Annotated in this window: 16 protein-coding genes and 1 tRNA gene; 8 read left to right on the forward strand and 9 right to left on the reverse strand. The window is 60.0% G+C overall.

The genetic code is table 11. From position 1 onward, the window contains the following. Nucleotides 1-648: 648 nt before the first annotated feature. The 3 genes from ASG27_RS26540 to ASG27_RS06625 are packed head-to-tail and all read right to left on the reverse strand — an operon-like array spanning nt 649 to nt 3,954. A complete protein-coding gene (locus ASG27_RS26540) occupies nt 649-1,308 on the reverse strand; it encodes a hypothetical protein (protein WP_156370536.1) in 660 nt (219 codons plus the stop codon). Beyond that, complete coding sequence (locus tag ASG27_RS25795; RefSeq protein ID WP_162242306.1) at nt 1,301-2,629, reverse strand: ATP-binding protein; 1,329 nt, start codon at nt 2,627-2,629, stop codon at nt 1,301-1,303. Before ASG27_RS25795 ends, ASG27_RS26540 begins: the two co-directional genes overlap by 8 nt. Nucleotides 2,630-2,673: 44 nt before the next feature. Further along, a complete protein-coding gene (locus tag ASG27_RS06625; RefSeq protein ID WP_056410057.1) occupies nt 2,674-3,954 on the reverse strand; it encodes a tyrosine-type recombinase/integrase in 1,281 nt (426 codons plus the stop codon). A gap of 351 nt (nt 3,955-4,305) precedes the next feature. On the opposite strand from ASG27_RS06625, the gene ASG27_RS25800 reads away from it, so the two are divergent. From ASG27_RS25800 to ASG27_RS27480, 8 genes are all read left to right on the forward strand, one after another. After that, the gene (locus ASG27_RS25800) at nt 4,306-4,905 is read left to right on the forward strand and encodes a helix-turn-helix domain-containing protein (RefSeq protein ID WP_162240432.1); all 600 of its coding nucleotides are present in this window, start codon (nt 4,306-4,308) and stop codon (nt 4,903-4,905) included. 76 nt (nt 4,906-4,981) lie between these two features. Then, nucleotides 4,982-5,773: a helix-turn-helix domain-containing protein gene (locus tag ASG27_RS06630; RefSeq protein ID WP_056410058.1), complete on the forward strand. Its 792-nt coding sequence runs from the start codon at nt 4,982-4,984 to the stop codon at nt 5,771-5,773. A 400-nt stretch (nt 5,774-6,173) separates the two neighbouring features. Continuing rightward, a complete protein-coding gene (locus ASG27_RS26545) occupies nt 6,174-6,335 on the forward strand; it encodes a hypothetical protein (RefSeq protein WP_156370538.1) in 162 nt (53 codons plus the stop codon). Between the two features lie 204 nt (nt 6,336-6,539). Continuing rightward, a complete protein-coding gene (locus tag ASG27_RS06635) occupies nt 6,540-7,772 on the forward strand; it encodes a phage/plasmid replication protein, II/X family (protein ID WP_056410059.1) in 1,233 nt (410 codons plus the stop codon). Between the two features lie 24 nt (nt 7,773-7,796). Continuing rightward, nucleotides 7,797-8,105, forward strand: coding sequence for a hypothetical protein (locus tag ASG27_RS06640; protein WP_056410061.1), 309 nt, complete (start codon nt 7,797-7,799; stop codon nt 8,103-8,105). 120 nt (nt 8,106-8,225) lie between these two features. Then, entirely contained in the window at nt 8,226-8,741 is a 516-nt protein-coding gene (locus ASG27_RS27115; RefSeq protein ID WP_056410064.1) for a hypothetical protein, read from the forward strand. 10 nt (nt 8,742-8,751) lie between these two features. Then, nucleotides 8,752-8,976 carry a DUF4224 domain-containing protein gene (locus ASG27_RS27120; RefSeq protein WP_162240433.1) on the forward strand — a complete coding sequence of 75 codons (225 nt, stop codon included), beginning with the start codon at nt 8,752-8,754 and terminating at the stop codon, nt 8,974-8,976. Next, nucleotides 8,976-9,953, forward strand: a complete 978-nt coding sequence (locus ASG27_RS27480) for a tyrosine-type recombinase/integrase (RefSeq protein ID WP_056411513.1) — start codon at nt 8,976-8,978, stop codon at nt 9,951-9,953. The genes ASG27_RS27120 and ASG27_RS27480 overlap by 1 nt, the downstream gene beginning before the upstream one ends. Here ASG27_RS27480 and ASG27_RS06660 read toward each other — a convergent pair. The 6 genes from ASG27_RS06660 to rsmB form a co-directional block, all read right to left on the reverse strand. Then, nucleotides 9,937-10,812, reverse strand: coding sequence for a hypothetical protein (locus ASG27_RS06660; RefSeq protein WP_056410068.1), 876 nt, complete (start codon nt 10,810-10,812; stop codon nt 9,937-9,939). The genes ASG27_RS27480 and ASG27_RS06660 overlap by 17 nt on opposite strands. Nucleotides 10,813-10,901: 89 nt before the next feature. Beyond that, nucleotides 10,902-10,977 (reverse strand) — tRNA-Phe (locus tag ASG27_RS06665). Between the two features lie 72 nt (nt 10,978-11,049). After that, nucleotides 11,050-11,733, reverse strand: a complete 684-nt coding sequence (locus tag ASG27_RS06670) for a response regulator (RefSeq protein WP_056410070.1) — start codon at nt 11,731-11,733, stop codon at nt 11,050-11,052. A 41-nt stretch (nt 11,734-11,774) separates the two neighbouring features. Beyond that, nucleotides 11,775-14,069 carry a sensor histidine kinase gene (locus ASG27_RS06675; protein WP_056410071.1) on the reverse strand — a complete coding sequence of 765 codons (2,295 nt, stop codon included), beginning with the start codon at nt 14,067-14,069 and terminating at the stop codon, nt 11,775-11,777. Next, nucleotides 14,066-14,644: a DUF4390 domain-containing protein gene (locus tag ASG27_RS06680; RefSeq protein WP_235503845.1), complete on the reverse strand. Its 579-nt coding sequence runs from the start codon at nt 14,642-14,644 to the stop codon at nt 14,066-14,068. Before ASG27_RS06680 ends, ASG27_RS06675 begins: the two co-directional genes overlap by 4 nt. Nucleotides 14,645-14,687: 43 nt before the next feature. Further along, on the reverse strand, nt 14,688-16,016 hold the full coding sequence (rsmB, locus tag ASG27_RS06685; protein WP_056411516.1) for a 16S rRNA (cytosine(967)-C(5))-methyltransferase RsmB: 1,329 nt from the start codon (nt 16,014-16,016) through the stop codon (nt 14,688-14,690). Nucleotides 16,017-16,077 lie beyond the last annotated feature (61 nt).

Here is a 16,077-nt window from a genome sequence, read left to right on the forward strand (position 1 = left end):
CTTGCGGTTAGTGCTCTATTCCAAAGCGCAGGTATAAAATTTACTCCAAACCCGGCAAGCACTAACTCAGCAAACTATAGCTTGCCAGTAGGCAGGCACCGGAACATAGACAGTGCGGTTTGGACTGCAAGCCTGCGGGTAGTGACCCAACTGCAGCTATGAGACAGTTCTGTCCAACGGCGGTCTCCGGCCGAACTCTGCCGGTCCATCATCATATGTCCGTGCCGTAACCCGGCGCCCTTGCTCGGTCGCGAGCCACCAGGCAAAAGCCGTCAAATCACGTCACCCGAAGCAGCTCAAAACTCGCGCTCAAAGCCGCACCACGCCTTGCGCAGGCCATAGTCGGCAGGGTCAGCAGAAAAGGGCTCTTTAGAGGGCAGGTGAGGCGGGGTCTCCACTGCGCGCCATAGCTCTTTTCCCGGAAACTACACGTAGATTTGCAGCGTCGTTATCGCGTGGATGACTCCGCTGTTCCATGCCTAATTTCAGCGATTCGTGCCTAGAGAACTGAATAAAAAAACGATCGGAGATCGCACGATCTTTCTCGAACGACATCGGCAAACAGGGACGTTTACGCTCATGTACCGGGACTCCCCCCGCGACCTTTAAAGGACGCCTCACGCTTCTCTAACCCTCTGAAATTTTGCGTCACTCGAAAATCAACATCTCCCGCAGTTTTCTAATTTTTCTCCGCCGGATAGCAGGATCTGAGGTTGCGAGAAAATCGCCCATTACTTCCGCTAAATCCTCATCAGAACTTGGAGGCATTTCCCAACCAAATTTTCTCAACCTCTTGTTTAAGTCGCAAACGCGGATGGTAAAACCACCTTTATCGGTCATGTCAACATAGAACTTTCCCACCATCAATATGTGATCATCATATTTATCAAAATGTGGGTGCACTATGTAAAAAGCATTTGTCGTGCATGGATACCTGACTCGCCTCGTTTTACGAGCAACTACCGTATCAGGAATGGCGCACATAGTTTCTTGCGCTCTTTTTATTTCATCACAATCAGCACAGATTACGCAGAGATTTTCTGGTGTAAAAATGAACTTTTCATGCAACGATTTCGGCGCAATATGTTCCACATGACAGTTACTCGCTGATCGCAGAGAGATATCTTTTCGGCAATATGCGCAACGGCCTTTTTGCATATCCCGATAGAAATTTCTTACTTCGATCCGTAGAGGCTTTAAATCTTCATCGCTCCAGCAATGATATGTGAAACTCTTGTCACTTTGCTTCTTTTTTATCAATGCAGCAACGTCAGGGCTGAATTTTACTGGCTTGAGAATATCAGCCATATTTAACAAACAGCTCTCGCAACGCCACTACAAGATCTTTTAACGGATCTGACTCATCCATTCGATCATACAGTCTATCGAGGATTTCAAAATTCTCCCTATCCTTTTGATCCACTAATTTATTTTTCCCGATTTTCAGAAAAGTGCTTAGTGCAATACGATTTAGATACTCATTTCCAAAACCCGGCGTATCAAACACATTCGCCAATTGGAAGTCAATAGATTTTCTATAGACATCTTTACCAGAATATATTTCTTTTGTTTCCATATTGGTAACAAAACAGTTCGTATTCGGCAGCTCGGCGACAATTTGCGGAGAGTGGGTGGCTATTAAAAAGTGGCATCCACGGTAACCTTGAAATGTTGATGTCAACAGATGAATGTATCTCTCTTGCCATTCCGGATGCAAGCAGACTTCAGGCTCGTCTATACAAATTAACGCACCGTCCTCAATTTGGCTTCCTATTCCGAGAAGGCTCATTACCACAGACTGCTCACCAGAACTTGCCTCAGCGATTCGAATGGGCTCTGTTTCATTTTGCTTGAACATTTCGACGTCTTTTAGTCTAAGTAGACCGCAGCGCAACAAAACCATAACATCTTTTTCATTCAGCTCTGAAGAGACTTCAATACCATTCAAATGCAGAACAACATCAACGCGAGGCTTTATTTTTCTTCTCCGAAAGACAGAAAGAACATCTATCGCATAATCCATATCATGTCTTGAAGCCTCTTGAAATAATTTAAATCCGACGGCTGAGTCAGCGGTCGTTGGAAATGATTGGGGTCGTAAAAAACTTTCCCGCAATATCGAGGCTGGATCCTGCGAAGAAAACATTGAATCCAACAGCTTTCCACCAACACCCAAAAAGAAGGATGCCTTGAATACCGGCTGGTACCCAAGATACTCCAATATATTTGCAATCCCCTCTAACCTAGATCGATGCCCAAATACCGATCCAATTAGGGCTGCCATGACCCTCGACATATAGCTCAAGCTCAAATTATTTGTAGATAATCCTCTGAGACCCAAATAGCTATAATTCAAGATAGATTCGTTTCGACGCAGCAATGGAAAGCGATCGAATGGACTAGCAGAAGCACATATGATTTTTGAGGGTCTCACATGCGCGTCTACGGTATACCTTTCTGCGCTTAAAATACGAGCTCGCTCCTCTCGCTCGAACGCATCTGGCGGCACATCATCTTTCAGAAAATTCAAGGCAATGTTTCTGAGCATTCGACTTTTGCCCGTGCCGTTTTTTCCAACGATGACAGTAAATAAATTCCCTCCAGGAAAAATCCCGTGTCCAGGGGTCATTAGATACTGCACACCATTGCGTGACGTGTATTTAGTTAACATGATTACATCAACGCCTTATTCAATTTTATATTTTGACAAGATGGCACTTTGAGCACGCTTAAGTAATCTGCCCAAGACTGCATCATTTCAAAGCGTTCTGCAAGAAATTCTGTGCGGTTGTAGGCTCGGCCAAGGCTATCTTTTACCGAGTGTGCGAGTTGAGCTTCGATCACGGATTCAGCAACACCCAAACGTTCTGCAAGCATTGTTCTGGCAGTCGCCCTAAAGCCATGTCCTGTAACCTCGTCCGCTGAAAACCCCATCGCCCGGAGCGCCGCATTCACAGCGGCATCACTCATTGGCCGGTCGTGATGCCTCTCCCCACGAAATACGTATGGGCTGCTGCCTGTCAGAGCGTGGAGGTCACGCAACACCGCTACGGCCTGGGTGGCCAGCGGCACAACATGCGGCTTGCCAAACAACTTTCCCGCCTTCTCCCGTTTCATCCGCTCTGCGGGGACGGTCCAAACGGCTCTATCGAGGTCGAACTCTTCCCACCGCGCCTTGCGCAGCTCACCTGGGCGGAGAAGCACCATAGGGAGCAGCGCCAGCGCTGCCCGGACCACATGTGTTCCCTTGTAGGCATCAATGGCGCGAAGCAGTTCACCCAGCCGGGCAGGATCAGTGATAGCAGGGAAGTGCTTCACCATGGGCTTGCGTAGAGCGTCCTTGAGATCACGGGCCGGATTGCTCTGAACCCGGCCGGTGGCCACGGCATACCGAAACACCTGGCTACAGTTCTCTAAGGCTCTGTGTGCGGTTTCAACAACACCGCGCGCCTCGATACGGCGCAACACCGTCAACAGTTGGTGGGGCGTGATGGAGCTGATGGGCTCAGAGCCCACCCACGGGAACACATCGACCTCCAGCCGCCGCAGGATCTTTTCCCCATAGCTGGGCGCCCATTCGTCCTTCCGGGTGTCAAACCACTCCCTGGCCACATGCTCAAGACTCTCTTCTGGGGGCAATCCAGCCTCCGCACGCGCGGCGGCCGCATCTTCGACCACATTTCGTGCCTTCTCTGCTTTGCGCTGGTCGCTAGGGTCTTGGCCACTGGCCAGCAGTTCGCGGGCGCTGTCGGCCTTCTCGCGGGCTTGGCGAAGCCCTGTTTCTGGATAGGTGCCCAGTGAAATCCGCTTTTCTTTCCCGGCTATGCGGTACTTGAGCCGCCACCACTTGCCCCCAGCCGGGGAAATCTCAAGGTAGAGGCCTTTTGCGTCGGCTAGCTTACGGGGCTTGGGCCCAGGCTGGGCCTTGCGAATTGCAGTGTCTGTCAGAGGCATTGGGGGCAACTTTTGCAGCAGTTACCCCTGAGCCTAGCAGTTGCCCCCAAAGTTGCCCCCACTTTGGGCTGGCTTGGGGCGAATAACTGCGGACGGGTCTGGAATGAAAAAAGCCCTAAGTCGTTGATTTACTTAGGGCTTTTTTGCTTTTGCGGACGTCTATGGACGACTACAAAATGAGTAGTGGTGGCCTGGGGCGGAATCGAACCACCGACACAAGGATTTTCAATCTCTCAAAAAAACTTTGCAGATCAACGGCCAACAAGAAAAAACCCTCTACAAAAGGGCGCGGGACTGTGCCGCGGGAAGGCGCGTGTATCCTAGGTAGACATCACTTTTGTAGACACTCCCTTGGACTCCGAAAAGCTCCCCCCAGTCCCATCGCCAAACGCCTTTGCCTCGGAGTTGATTGGTGCCCGAGCAGAGCGCGGCCTCACCCAAGGTCAGCTCTCGACCAAGAGCGGCCTTTCTCTATCGGCTATCAAGGCCTACGAAGCGGGTCGGAACATGCCTGGCGCCCGGGAGCTTCGCGAGCTATGCCAAGCCTTGCAAATATCACCGAATAAGCTGCTGTTCGGGTCAGAGGCTCCCTTTAAGTCGCAGAGCATCGCCGATCTTCTAGTGGATGGAGAGGCTGAGGATGATCACGTTGCACGTGGAAGAGCATCTTTCCTACTGGGCCTATTGGCCGCTGACGAGCGCAATGCCGTCGTGACGCTCCTACGTTCACTGGCGCTGGCTCGTCATGGTGAGGCAAAGGTCCGAGAAGTGCTGCTCAGCGCCGACATGATTGTCGGCATGGGGCGTGAGATGGGCCGTTTGACAAGGGATGCGGTGGTGAGCAAAGAGCCTTTTAGCGACGAGCAGATTGCCGCGTCCGCCGAGCGTTTGGACAGATTTCTAGACAGCCACGGTCATACCTCACCACCTGAAAAGTTACCCAAAAAATAGTTTGACATTTAGAGTAACCATCGCATAAAGTTACGAATACGGCATTTCGTCGTATTCGTAACTTATGGATGGACTCATGATCGACTTTTCTGAACTGGCGCTTTCCCCGAACGAGTCTCGCGCCGCTCGTAACTTTCTCGGCCTCAGCCAAGCGCAGGCTGCCGAGAAATCCAACCTCCCCGCCCACAAGATCAAGCGCTTTGAGTCGGGAAACTACGTGCCCGACGCGCAATTCCTCGAAGACCTTCGCGAGTTCTTCGAGGGTGAGGGCTACAACTTCCACGACGAAGACGCCCCCGGCGCCAAGGCCAAGGCGCGCGGCGATGTGTTCCCCGCTGGCGTGGTGGGTGGAACCGATGGCGGCACCGATGAAACCGACGGTTTTCCCTCGGAAAACCAAGGAAAACTGCCCCGCCCGCAGAGCGTGCAACTGCAATTCATGCGCATCACGCCGAGCCTGGAAAGCGCCCAGGTGGATCGGGTTTTCGACTGCATTGAGGACAATGAGGAAGCGATCCGAACGGGCATGACGCTGCCAATCCGCAACGGCTTCTTGTCCGAGAGCCCATCGGCGGCAACCCAGGCCCAAGCTATTGCACTGCTGCGCCGCCTGGCCGAAAACGGCCTGCTCTACGCCCGCTTGATGGGCCGTGAGCTGGTGGGCGTGCCGTCTGCCGATGGCCCTGCGGAATCGGACGGCTTTCTGCTTGGTGTCAGCAACAAGGCCAAGGCGGCTACGGTGGGCGACCTGCTGGCGCTGGCGATGGCGGACCTGCAGCGCGCCGTGGTGGACGGCGACACAGAGGCTCAGGCGCGCCGCAAGGGCCGCGCCGAGCCGATGGAGGTGCTTCAAGCGTTGGTCGGCTGAGGCGCGACGGCAATGCGCCACCTCATTGATCAACAGGGGGCCTCTGTGCCCCCCAGCCCTCCCCTGACGTGGCGCCACAAGGCGCCGACCGGGGCACCCGCTTGCACGCCAGTGCATGCGGGGGGGGAGGGAACCACGTCCGCCAGGGCGGCGGATCAGGCAGGCGGCGGTGGCTGGATCGCCAGGGCCACGCTCCCCGATGGCCGGTGCAAGCGCTTCCGCCAGCTGCAGTGCTTCGACGGCTATGTGGCCATCTGGCGCGCTGCCGGTTTCCTCCTGACCTGGCAGGACCCCCGGACGGTTTTCATCAGCCGCAGCGGCCTAGATGCAGGGCCACAGCGCCCCGCCGACACCCTGGCCCCGGCAACCCCATCAACACCCCACACAGAGGCTCTGAATCATGGTCAAGCTCGATTTGGGCATTGCCAAGCTCGATTGGTACGTGCTCCCCTCCCCTTCGGCCAACACCGGCCCCTTCTCGTTCCTCATCGATCACGAGGGCATCTTCCTGTTCATCAAGCCCGTGCAACTCGCGCTGCTATGGCCCTGGGTGAAGGTATGAGCCAGAAGCCCGCCCAAGACACTTTCGCCTGGTGGTCTACCCCCACCAGCCGCGCCCTGCACCGCGCGCCCACGCAGCCCGCCAAGGGCCTGCATCGCCGCCCCTTTTCTGGCGCGAAGGCTGCACCTCAACGCACCCAGGAGGCTCTTCGTGCAACAGCGCAAATTTTCCTGTTCACGGGCAGTAACACCCCGTATGAGTCTCATGAGTGAGACAGCAGCCAGCGAAGCGCAGCAGCTCATGGGACTCGATACGGTACGGATCAAAAGCCCTTACATGGCCCGCAACATAGTGGACAAGGTCAAAGCTCAGGGGCAGAGCTACTGCCAGGTGCTGAACGAAACCGGCGAGCTCCTGTGGGAAGTCACCCGCACCAACCTCAAGGGCTCCTACGACTCACGAATCATGGTCAAACCCATGTATGAGGACTGCCAGAAGTCCAAGAGCGGCAAGCCGGAATGGCACGCCAGCCCGCCCTATCTGATCGTGGAGTGCTCAGTCCCCAAGGCCATGCACGGCCAGAACGTCTACGGGGTGATCGAGGACATGCAGACGGCCTGCGAGAACGTGCGCACGCTGCTGCAGCAGCTCATGGGCATCGAATTGCCCCATACCGCCAACTGGACGGTGCAGCGCGTGGACTGGGCGGAATCCTTCCGACTCCCCTACCAGGCTGTGCAGGAGTTCTTCGAGGGCATCTACCACGTAGCCTTCCCGCGCCGAAAGATGCAGAAGTACGGCAACGAATCCATCTTCGTGCCAGGCACCACCACCACGATCAAGCTGTACCACAAGGGCCCCGAATTCCAGAAGAACGACCGCAAGCGCCTGGCCTGGGTACTGCGCAACTTCTTTCACGAGAACAAGCCACACGACGCCGCACCCGACTGGGCCCAACGGCAGGCCTATCGCAAGGTGGCGGCCTTCCAGCGCCTGGCCAACAACCGCCTGCGCGCTGAGGTCGAGGTGCACGCGGAAAAGCTGGACTACGACTTCGGCCACAAACCGAAGGTCCGTGAGGTGACCACGGAATACCTGCAGGCAGTTTTCGATAAGGAAATAGGCCGCCTCTTGCGTGAAGGCCAGGACGGCGTACAGATCGTGCGGACCAGCTTGGCTGTGCGCGACCGCTTGGAAGCCCACTACTCGCTCGCCCTCGCGGGCAACCTTCACGGCTTCTGGCTGGGCCTCGCCACCCACGGTGAGGAAGACATGAAGGCACGTAGCACGCGGCCAACCTTCTACCGCCGGCGCAAGCAGCTTGAAGAAGTGGGTGTGTCCTGGCTCGCCACCGACACACAGCTCATTGAACGTCAGGGGCAAATGCTGCCTGCTGATTTCTCCCCCGTTCGTGCAAACGCCAGGCGCTGTACCAGCCTGGTGCGCGAAAGACCCGCCTTCGACTATCGAAGCGGACTACTCAAACTGGCCGCCTAAGGCCTTCTCCAAAAGGAAAACATCATGAGCGAAACCGTTCTCGTACTGCGTGCTGACCGGTACGAATTCACCAGCGAAAAGACCGGCGAAATCATCAAGGGCGCCAATGTGCACTTCATCAGCGACGGTCAGGTGGAAACGCCGAATGCTGTGGGTGAGAAACCCATGAAAGTAGCGATCAGCGATGAGGTGTTCAACGACATCAAGCACTACGGCGCTCCAGCCATTTACGACATCACGATCCGCACCAAGCCGGGCAAGGAAGGGGCGGCCACGATTGTGCTCACGAAGGCCAAGTTCAGACAGGCTTTCACGCTACCTGAATCGGAATGAGAAAAGCGCTCACGTGCAGCAACACATGAGCGCCCACCGAGCCACAAAACCCCATCCGTGATCGGCCCTTGCAGCTTAACCCCATGTAGGCCAGCCAGCGGCCACGAAACGAGGTTCACCATGTTCTTCCACGCGCCCAAAGACATCTACGGCCCCAACCTTCTGCGCATATTCATCGACGAACTGGGCGGCGTCCAGCGCGTTTGCAAACACCTGGCCGTCACTGAGCGCACGGTGCATCGATGGCTATCCGAGGGCCGGCCTCCCAGGGCCGCCGTCCTGGCACTCTACTGGGAGTCACAGTACGGCCGTGGTCATATCTTCACGGACCAGGTCAATGAGATTCGTCTGCTGTATCGCCAGATCTGCGTGCTGCGCGACCAGTACCAAAAGGCGAAAGACATCGTGACAGGGCTTCGGGCCCTACACGCCGGATCGGCCAATGAGCCTGTGTTCGAAGAGCTGCCCGAGATTGGGCTCAACGTTACAGCGAGTTTCAGTATTGACGACGACGGTCTACCCACGCCGCTTCCACCAGCGCCCCCGAACATCGACGCCACGCCGGCCCCTGTCTCATCGCGTGCCGCAAAGGCGATGCAGGCGCTTGATCGCACACGCTCGGCAGCTCGGCGATGAAGGTGCGGACGTGGACACGCCTCTCTTTCTCACAGCCGATGAACTCAGCACGCTCACGGGTTTCAAAACTCAAAAGAAGCAAGTGGAGTGGCTGCGCACGAAGGGCTGGCGCTTTGAAATCAACGGCAACGGCCGTGCCATCGTGGCTCGCAAATACGCAGAAAAGGCTCTGGGCTGCGGTACGCCTGAGGTTCAGGCTTATCAGCCCAATTTCGGCGCAATGCAGGAGGCATGATGGGTCGGCGTAGACAGTCCAATTTCGATGATCCCCCGCGCTTTCATCGCAAGGGCAACGTCTGGTATCACGTGAGCGGCACCCTGCCCCGCGTCTGGACCAAGCTGTCCAACGACCGCGCCGAAGCCCTGCGCCTCTGGGCCCAACGTGAAGGCGTGCGCGAGGACGAATCGACCCGGCTGTTTTCAGTGGTGGCCGGGCGGTACCTGCGCGAGGTGTTCCCCACCAAGAGCGTGCAGACCCGACGCGACAACGACAAGGAACTCGCCAACCTGCTGCGCGTGTTCGGTCACATGCCCATCGAGGCCATCGCCCCCATGCACATTCGTCAATACATGGACCTGCGCGGCCAGGTGGCAAAGGTGCGCGCCAACCGCGAGAAAGCCCTGTTCTCACACATCTTCAACAAGGCCAGGGAATGGGGCTTCACCACCGCGCAGAACCCTTGCCAGGGCGTGAAGGGCTTCAAGGAAACGGGGCGCTCACGCTATGTCACCGACGAGGAATTCGACCGCGTGCGGGCCAACGCGGATTGCACGGTGGTGGATGCCATGGACATTGCACTGCTCACGGGCCAGCGCCCCGCCGATGTGCTCAAGATCAAGCGCACCGACATTCGGGATGGAGCGCTGTGGATCGTGCAGAACAAAACTGGGGCGCGCCTGGGCATCGAGGTCACGGGCGAGCTGGCGGCTGTCGTCGAACGAATCAACCGACGACCCCGCAAGGCCATCAGCACGTTTCTGATTCAGGACGAAAACGGCCAGCCGCTCAGCCAGGGGACGCTGCGCTCACGCTTTGACAAGGCCCGCACACTGGCAAAGGTGGATTTCCAGTTTCGAGACATTCGGGCGAAGGCTGCGACCGACACGGGGGACCTCGCGCACTCGCAGAAGCTGCTGGCGCACAAAAACCGAGATATGACCGAGCACTATGTTCGGTCCCGAGTCGGTGAGAGGATTAAGCCGCTCCGATGAAACCGCGCATCGCCATAGCCTCAAGCGCCTGGCTGCCCGCCGACGTAATTCGGATGAAGGATAGGCCACGACCAGAAGGCGACGGATTCTCTTCGACGAGCTCAAGTCCCTTCAGCCGCTCCAGCAGCACGTTTTCTTCGTGATGCTCTTTCAACGCGAGTTCTGCTGCCCATGCTGCCCGGGGTAACGACTTGTTCCTCACCACATACAGGGCTTCTGCTTCCTTCCGCCGCAGCCCGCGCTCAACAATTTTTAGCATGGTCCGCTGCGGCACTGAGATGAAATCACTCTCTCGAAATTTGAAGCTGTCCTGATTTGAAGACGGGGAGGTGTCGGTGCGTTCAACTACGCCCTTATCCGGCTCATCCTTTTGCAGCGTTTGAGCGCGTGCCACAGAATCAAGCTGCTGACGAAGCTCATCGTTTTCCGCCTTTAGCTCGTCAACCTCTGCCATTCTTCTGGCGCGCTCGTCATGAAGCTGCTTACGAAGTCGATCAGCCTGTTCTTTCGTCAACGGTTCCTGCTCTTCAATTCGCAGCAGCTGTCGGATGGTTTCTGCGTCTCGTGCTCTAGTGAAAGTGGTGACCCACCTTTGAAGAAACGGCGAGGCCACGACAAAAAATGCCGCAAGTGCCATAGGACCGAGCCAAAAGCGCACGAGCCATACTGTCAATGAGGGATACAAGGTGTCGTCGATGTATGCAATCTTTTGGGCCGCCTCACCGGATGCCAGCAGGACCACGATTAACCTGAAATTGACTGCAACCCAAGCCAGCACGTAGGCGCCCCAAAACGGGTTCGCCGTCTTGTCGCGCACGTACTCACGAATAGAACTAAAAAAATCTTTGACGGCGTCCATTCATCCCTCCAGTTCGGAGGATTGTAGAAAGCAGAGCCGAAATGTAGAAACGCCCCAGGACCTTTTCGGGTGCTGGGGCGCATAAACACTGGTGGCCTGGGGCGGAATCGAACCACCGACACAAGGATTTTCAATCCTCTGCTCTACCGACTGAGCTACCGGGCCTGAGCCTCAAATTATAACCAGAAAAAAATGGCTTTCTGGCGATGAACGGAAATTTTTGACGATGCCTGAAGATCAACCGCGCTTGCCGCGGCCCAGGTCCACCCCGAGCTGCCGCAGCTTGCGGTACAGGTGGGTGCGTTCCAGGCCGGTCTTTTCGGCCACGCGGGTCATGGAGCCGCCTTCGCGGGCCAGGTGGAATTCGAAATAGGCTTTCTCGAAGCCGTCGCGCGCTTCGCGCAGGGGGCGGTCGAGGTCGAAGCCCTGGTGGGCGTGGGGGCCGGCGTCCACGCCGGCCATCACGGTCGACACGGCGGGCAGTTGCGCAAAGGTGTGGTCGGCCGGGGGCTGGACGGGTGCCTGGGCGGCGGCGGCAGGTGCGGCCTGGTGGGCGGCGTTGCGGGCCAGGCCCTGCTCTACTGCCTTGAGCAGCTTTTGCAGGGTGATGGGCTTTTCCAGGAAGGAGAAGGCGCCGATGCGGGTGGCCTCCACCGCGGTGTCGATGGTGGCGTGGCCGCTCATCATGATCACGGGCATGGTCAGCACGCCGGCGGTGGCCCATTCCTTGAGCAGGGAGACGCCGTCGGTGTCGGGCATCCAGATATCGAGCAGCACCAGGTCGTAGCTGTTCCCGGCCCGGGCACTGCGCGCCTGGGTGGCGTTTTCTGCGAGGTCTACGCTGTGACCTTCGTCGTTCAGGATTTCCGACAGCAGATCACGAATGCCGAGCTCATCGTCGACCACCAGAATGTTTGCCATGTGTGTAGAAACGCCTTGGGAAGTACTGCGGGGCGGTGTTGTTATGCCGCCAACGCTGGTTCAGGGGCGAATGATAACGACACTTGGGCCCCGCGCACCACGCCATCTTCGGTGCGGTTGGACAGGTCGATGCGTGCGCCGTGCTCGTCGGCGATCTTTTTGACCACGGCCAGGCCCAGGCCGGTGCCGCGTGGTTTGGTGGTGACGTAGGGCTCGAAAGCGCGCTGCAGGATGTGTGCCGGAAAGCCGCCGCCGCTGTCGGCCACGGTGAGCCGCACGCGGCGTGAAGACTCACTCCAGCGGGTGATGATGCGCACGGACGGCAGCGGCTCGGTGGCTGTGGCGCGCGCTTGCTCGGTGGAGTCCTGGGCATTTTGCAGGAGGTTGTGGACGACCTGGCGCAGCTGCTGGGCATCGCCCGCTATCGAGGGGCAACGCGGGTCCAGCTCGGCTTCCACGCGGACGGTGGCGTTCTCTTCGCCGTAGAGGTTCAGCACGTCGGTGACCAGCGCATTGATGTCCAGCAGCTGCAATTCCGCGGCGGGCAGGCGGGCGTAGTCGCGAAACTCGTTGACCAGCCGCTTCATCGCGTCGACCTGGTCGACGATGGTCTTGACGGACTTGGTCAGCACGGCCTGTTCGGGTGCCGGCAGCTTGCCGGCGAGCTTCATTTCCAGGCGTTCGGCCGACAGCTGGATGGGTGTCAGGGGGTTCTTGATTTCGTGTGCGAGGCGGCGCGCCACCTCGCCCCAGGCCTGCGCACGCTGTGCAGAAACAATCTCCGAAATGTCGTCAAAAACCAACAGTCGAGCGGAATCGGGCAGTTCGGCGCCCCGCGCGACCAGGCTGGTGGCGTGCTGGCCCACGCCGATGGACGACGCATGCAGCTCGAACGGTTGCTGCCAATGATCCAACCCGTGGCGTTCGTTGTCGCCCAGGAAGGCGTCGAAGTGGCCCTGCACGGACGCCGCGAACTCGGACAGGCCGGGCACTTCTGCCAGCGCCCGCCCTTCGTAGGCGGCCATGGGCGCGCGCAGGATGCGGGTGGCGCCGGGGTTGGACGAGCGGATCACGCCGCGCTCGTCCAGCACGATGACGCCGGCGGTGAGGTTGTCGAGGATGGTCTGCAGGTTGGCGCGCGCGGCATCGACCTCGCCCATGCTCAGCTCCACAGCCTGGCGGGCGTCGGCCAGCTGCTGCGTCATGAGCGCGAACGACCGCGTCAGGCCGCCCAGTTCATCCTTGCCCTGCAGCGCGGCCTTGGGGCTCAGGTTGCCTGCCGCCACTTCGCGCACGCCTTCGGCCAGCACCAAGAGGGGCCGCACCAGCTGGTTGCCCAGCAGCACGGCCAGCAGCACCGCGCCGAACACGGCCAGAAACAGGCTCAGTGTGAGCGTGCCGACGTACATGCGCCGCAGGCCGCCGCGGGACAGGGCTCGTTCCTGGTACTCGCGGTTGGCCTCCTGCACGGCGATGGCATTGGCTACCAGCGCGGCTGGCAGCGGCAATGTGGCCTGCAGGTAGCGCGGCTCGGCCAGCAGGCCCACGCTGGGGTTGCTGACGAGTGCCAGCACCTTCACCCGCGCGTTCTGCGCGGCGGCGGGGTCGGAGACATCGTCCAGCCCCTCGATCAGGGCGCTGGCGCGCTGCTGGCGCACGGTGCGCAGCAGCGACACGCTGGGGCGCTCGGGGTTGAGGCTGAAGCGGGACTGGCCGGCGCTGGCCACCGCCTGGCCCGCCGCGTTCCAGAGCACGACGTCGGTGGCGCCCAGTTGGTCGCGGATGCGCTCCAGCACCAGCCCGGCCGCGGCGTCGGGCACCTGGGCCACCTGGGCCGCGGCGTTGCGGGTTTTGGAGGCCATGTCGGCGGCCAGCGAATCGAGGGACACCCGGGCCAGGTTGACACCGGCGGACAGCGCGCCCTCGACCTTCACGTCGAACCAGCTTTCGATCGAGCGGGTGACGAACTGGTAGGACACCACGTAGATCAGCAGCCCCGGCATGAGGCCCACCAGCGCGAAGATGGCGGCCAGCTTGACCAGCAGCCGGCTGCCGAAGCGCCCCTTGCGCAGCCGCATGGCCAGGCGCACCGCTACCCAGGCCAGCACCGCCAGCAGCAGCAGCGCCACCAGCACGTTCACCCCGAAGAGCCAAGCGTAGTTGCGCTCGTACAGGGCGCGGTTGTTGGTGGCCAGCGTGAGCAGGAACAGCAGTACCAGCCCGATGGCCGACATGATGGCCGCGCCCACCCCCACCGCCCAACGCACAGCGCGGGACTGGCGGGCCGCCGCGTGGGCAGAGGCGGAGGGGGACGGGCTGGAGGGTTCGGAACTCACTTGGCGGGCTCGGGAGCGCCGATGCGCTGGCTGCGCGACACCAGCAGGTTCCAGCCCGTGCGGCCTACGGCGCCGATCTGGAAGGGCCGAGGGAGTTGGGAGGTGTCGAGCCGGAACCGGAAGTGGACGGTGTGGACCCCGTCGGCATCCATGACGTCGCCATCGGCGATCTTCCACCTTGAAAAGCGCTGTATGGCGGCCATCGCATCTTCATATTCGTCAAACGTCTGGCCCAGCACCACGCCCAGCCCGCTGTTGGTGAAGGGGACGGGGGAGATGTTCAACCTCCACCGGCGGGTCAGGGGCTGGTAACTTAGGCGCAGATAGCGGCTGGTTTCTGCCACTTGGCGGTCGTACCAGTACCAGCGGTCGCGGGTGACCTGGGCCTCGGCCACAAAGTACATGGGGATGCCTTTGTAGAGGGCATCCTCGGCCAGCTCGGGCAGCGCGACCTGCAGGTTGGCGCTCAGGTACAGGCCGTCTTCGGTGCGGTCGATCCGCAGGTCGCCCACTTCGGGGACGGAGGATGAGGCCGCCAGGGCGGTGGATGCGAGGAAAAGGCAGCCCCACAGCACCAGGATCCAGCCACACAGCAGGTGCCAATGGGCCCGTGGAGGCTCATTGCGGCGATTTCTGCAACAGTGCGTAAAAAAATCCGTCGTGGTCACCGAACTGATTGTCCGGGACAGCCCCGGCCTTGTCCCCACTACCGGGAATTAAATGCCCGGGCGACGGCAGCAATTGCGCATCGGTGTTGTGCGCAAGAAACGTTTGAACCTGCCCGTCTCCCTCGGCGCGGAACACGGAACAGGTGCAGTACAGCAGCCGCCCGCCAGGGCGCACCAGCGGCCACAAGGCCGCCAGCAGCTGCGCCTGCAGCACCGCCAGCTGGGCGATGTCGCTCTCGCGGCGCAGCCAGCGCACATCGGGATGGCGCCGCACGATGCCCGACGCCGTGCAGGGCGCATCCAGCAAGATGGCATCGAAAAGCGCACCGCCGCAGTGCTGCTGCCACCAGTCCTCGGGGCGCGCGGCATCGGCCACCAGCACGTTTGCCTGCAGTCCCAGCCGCTGCAGGGTTTCACCAATGCGCGCGCTGCGCACCGGGTCGATCTCCAGCGCGGTCACCTGCAGGGGCGCACCGGCACCGGCCATTTCCAGCAGGTGGGCGGTCTTGCCGCCCGGGGCGGCGCAGGCGTCCAGCACCCGCAGGGGCTGAGACAGGTCGAGCCCGTTCAGCAACAGGGGCGCCGCCAGCTGGGCAGCCGCGTCCTGCACGGACACCTGGCCGTCGCCAAAGCCCGGCAAGGCCTGCACCGGCACGGGCTGGCGCAGCTCCAGCCCTGACGGGCCCACCGGCCTTGCTTCCAAATTTATAGCGCTTAGCGCTTGCTGGTAGAGCGGTAGTGTGCTTTTTTGTGTATTGACCCGCAGCGTCATGGGCGCGTGGGTGTTGTTGGCCTGCAGGATCTGCTCCCAGTGCGCAGGGTGGTCCTTGCGCAAGCGCGCTATCCACCAGGCGGGGTGGTTCCAGCGCGCCAGCGGATCGGCGTCGGTGCCTTGTACCAGCGCGGCTTGCTCGCGCAGGAATCTGCGCAGGCAGCCGTTGATGAAGGACGCCTGTGCGCGCGTGGCGGTGTGGCGCTTGGCGGCCTCGACCGCCTGGTTCACCAGGGTGAAGGGCTCATAGGGAGATTCCTGCGGGTTCCAGCACAGCGCCAGGGCGGTGCAGAGCAAGGCGTCTGCGGCCGGGGGCGGCGTGCGCGGCACCATGGCCCGGCGCAGCGCTTCGGCGCGCCCGGCCTGGCGCAGCACCTGGAACAGCAGCGCCTGCACGCCGGGGCGCAGGGCCGCGTCCACCGCCGCCAGCGCCGCTGTGCCGGACTGACCGGACCGAATGGCCTGCAGCGCGGCGGCCACGGCCAGCAGTTGCTGCCACAGCGCCACGGGCTGCTGCTGCTGCTGCTGCTGCTGCTGCTGCTGCTGCGGCGGCTGCTGCTGCTGCTGC

The organism is Acidovorax sp. Leaf191 (assembly GCF_001424425.1).
GTDB lineage: Bacteria > Pseudomonadota > Gammaproteobacteria > Burkholderiales > Burkholderiaceae_C > Acidovorax.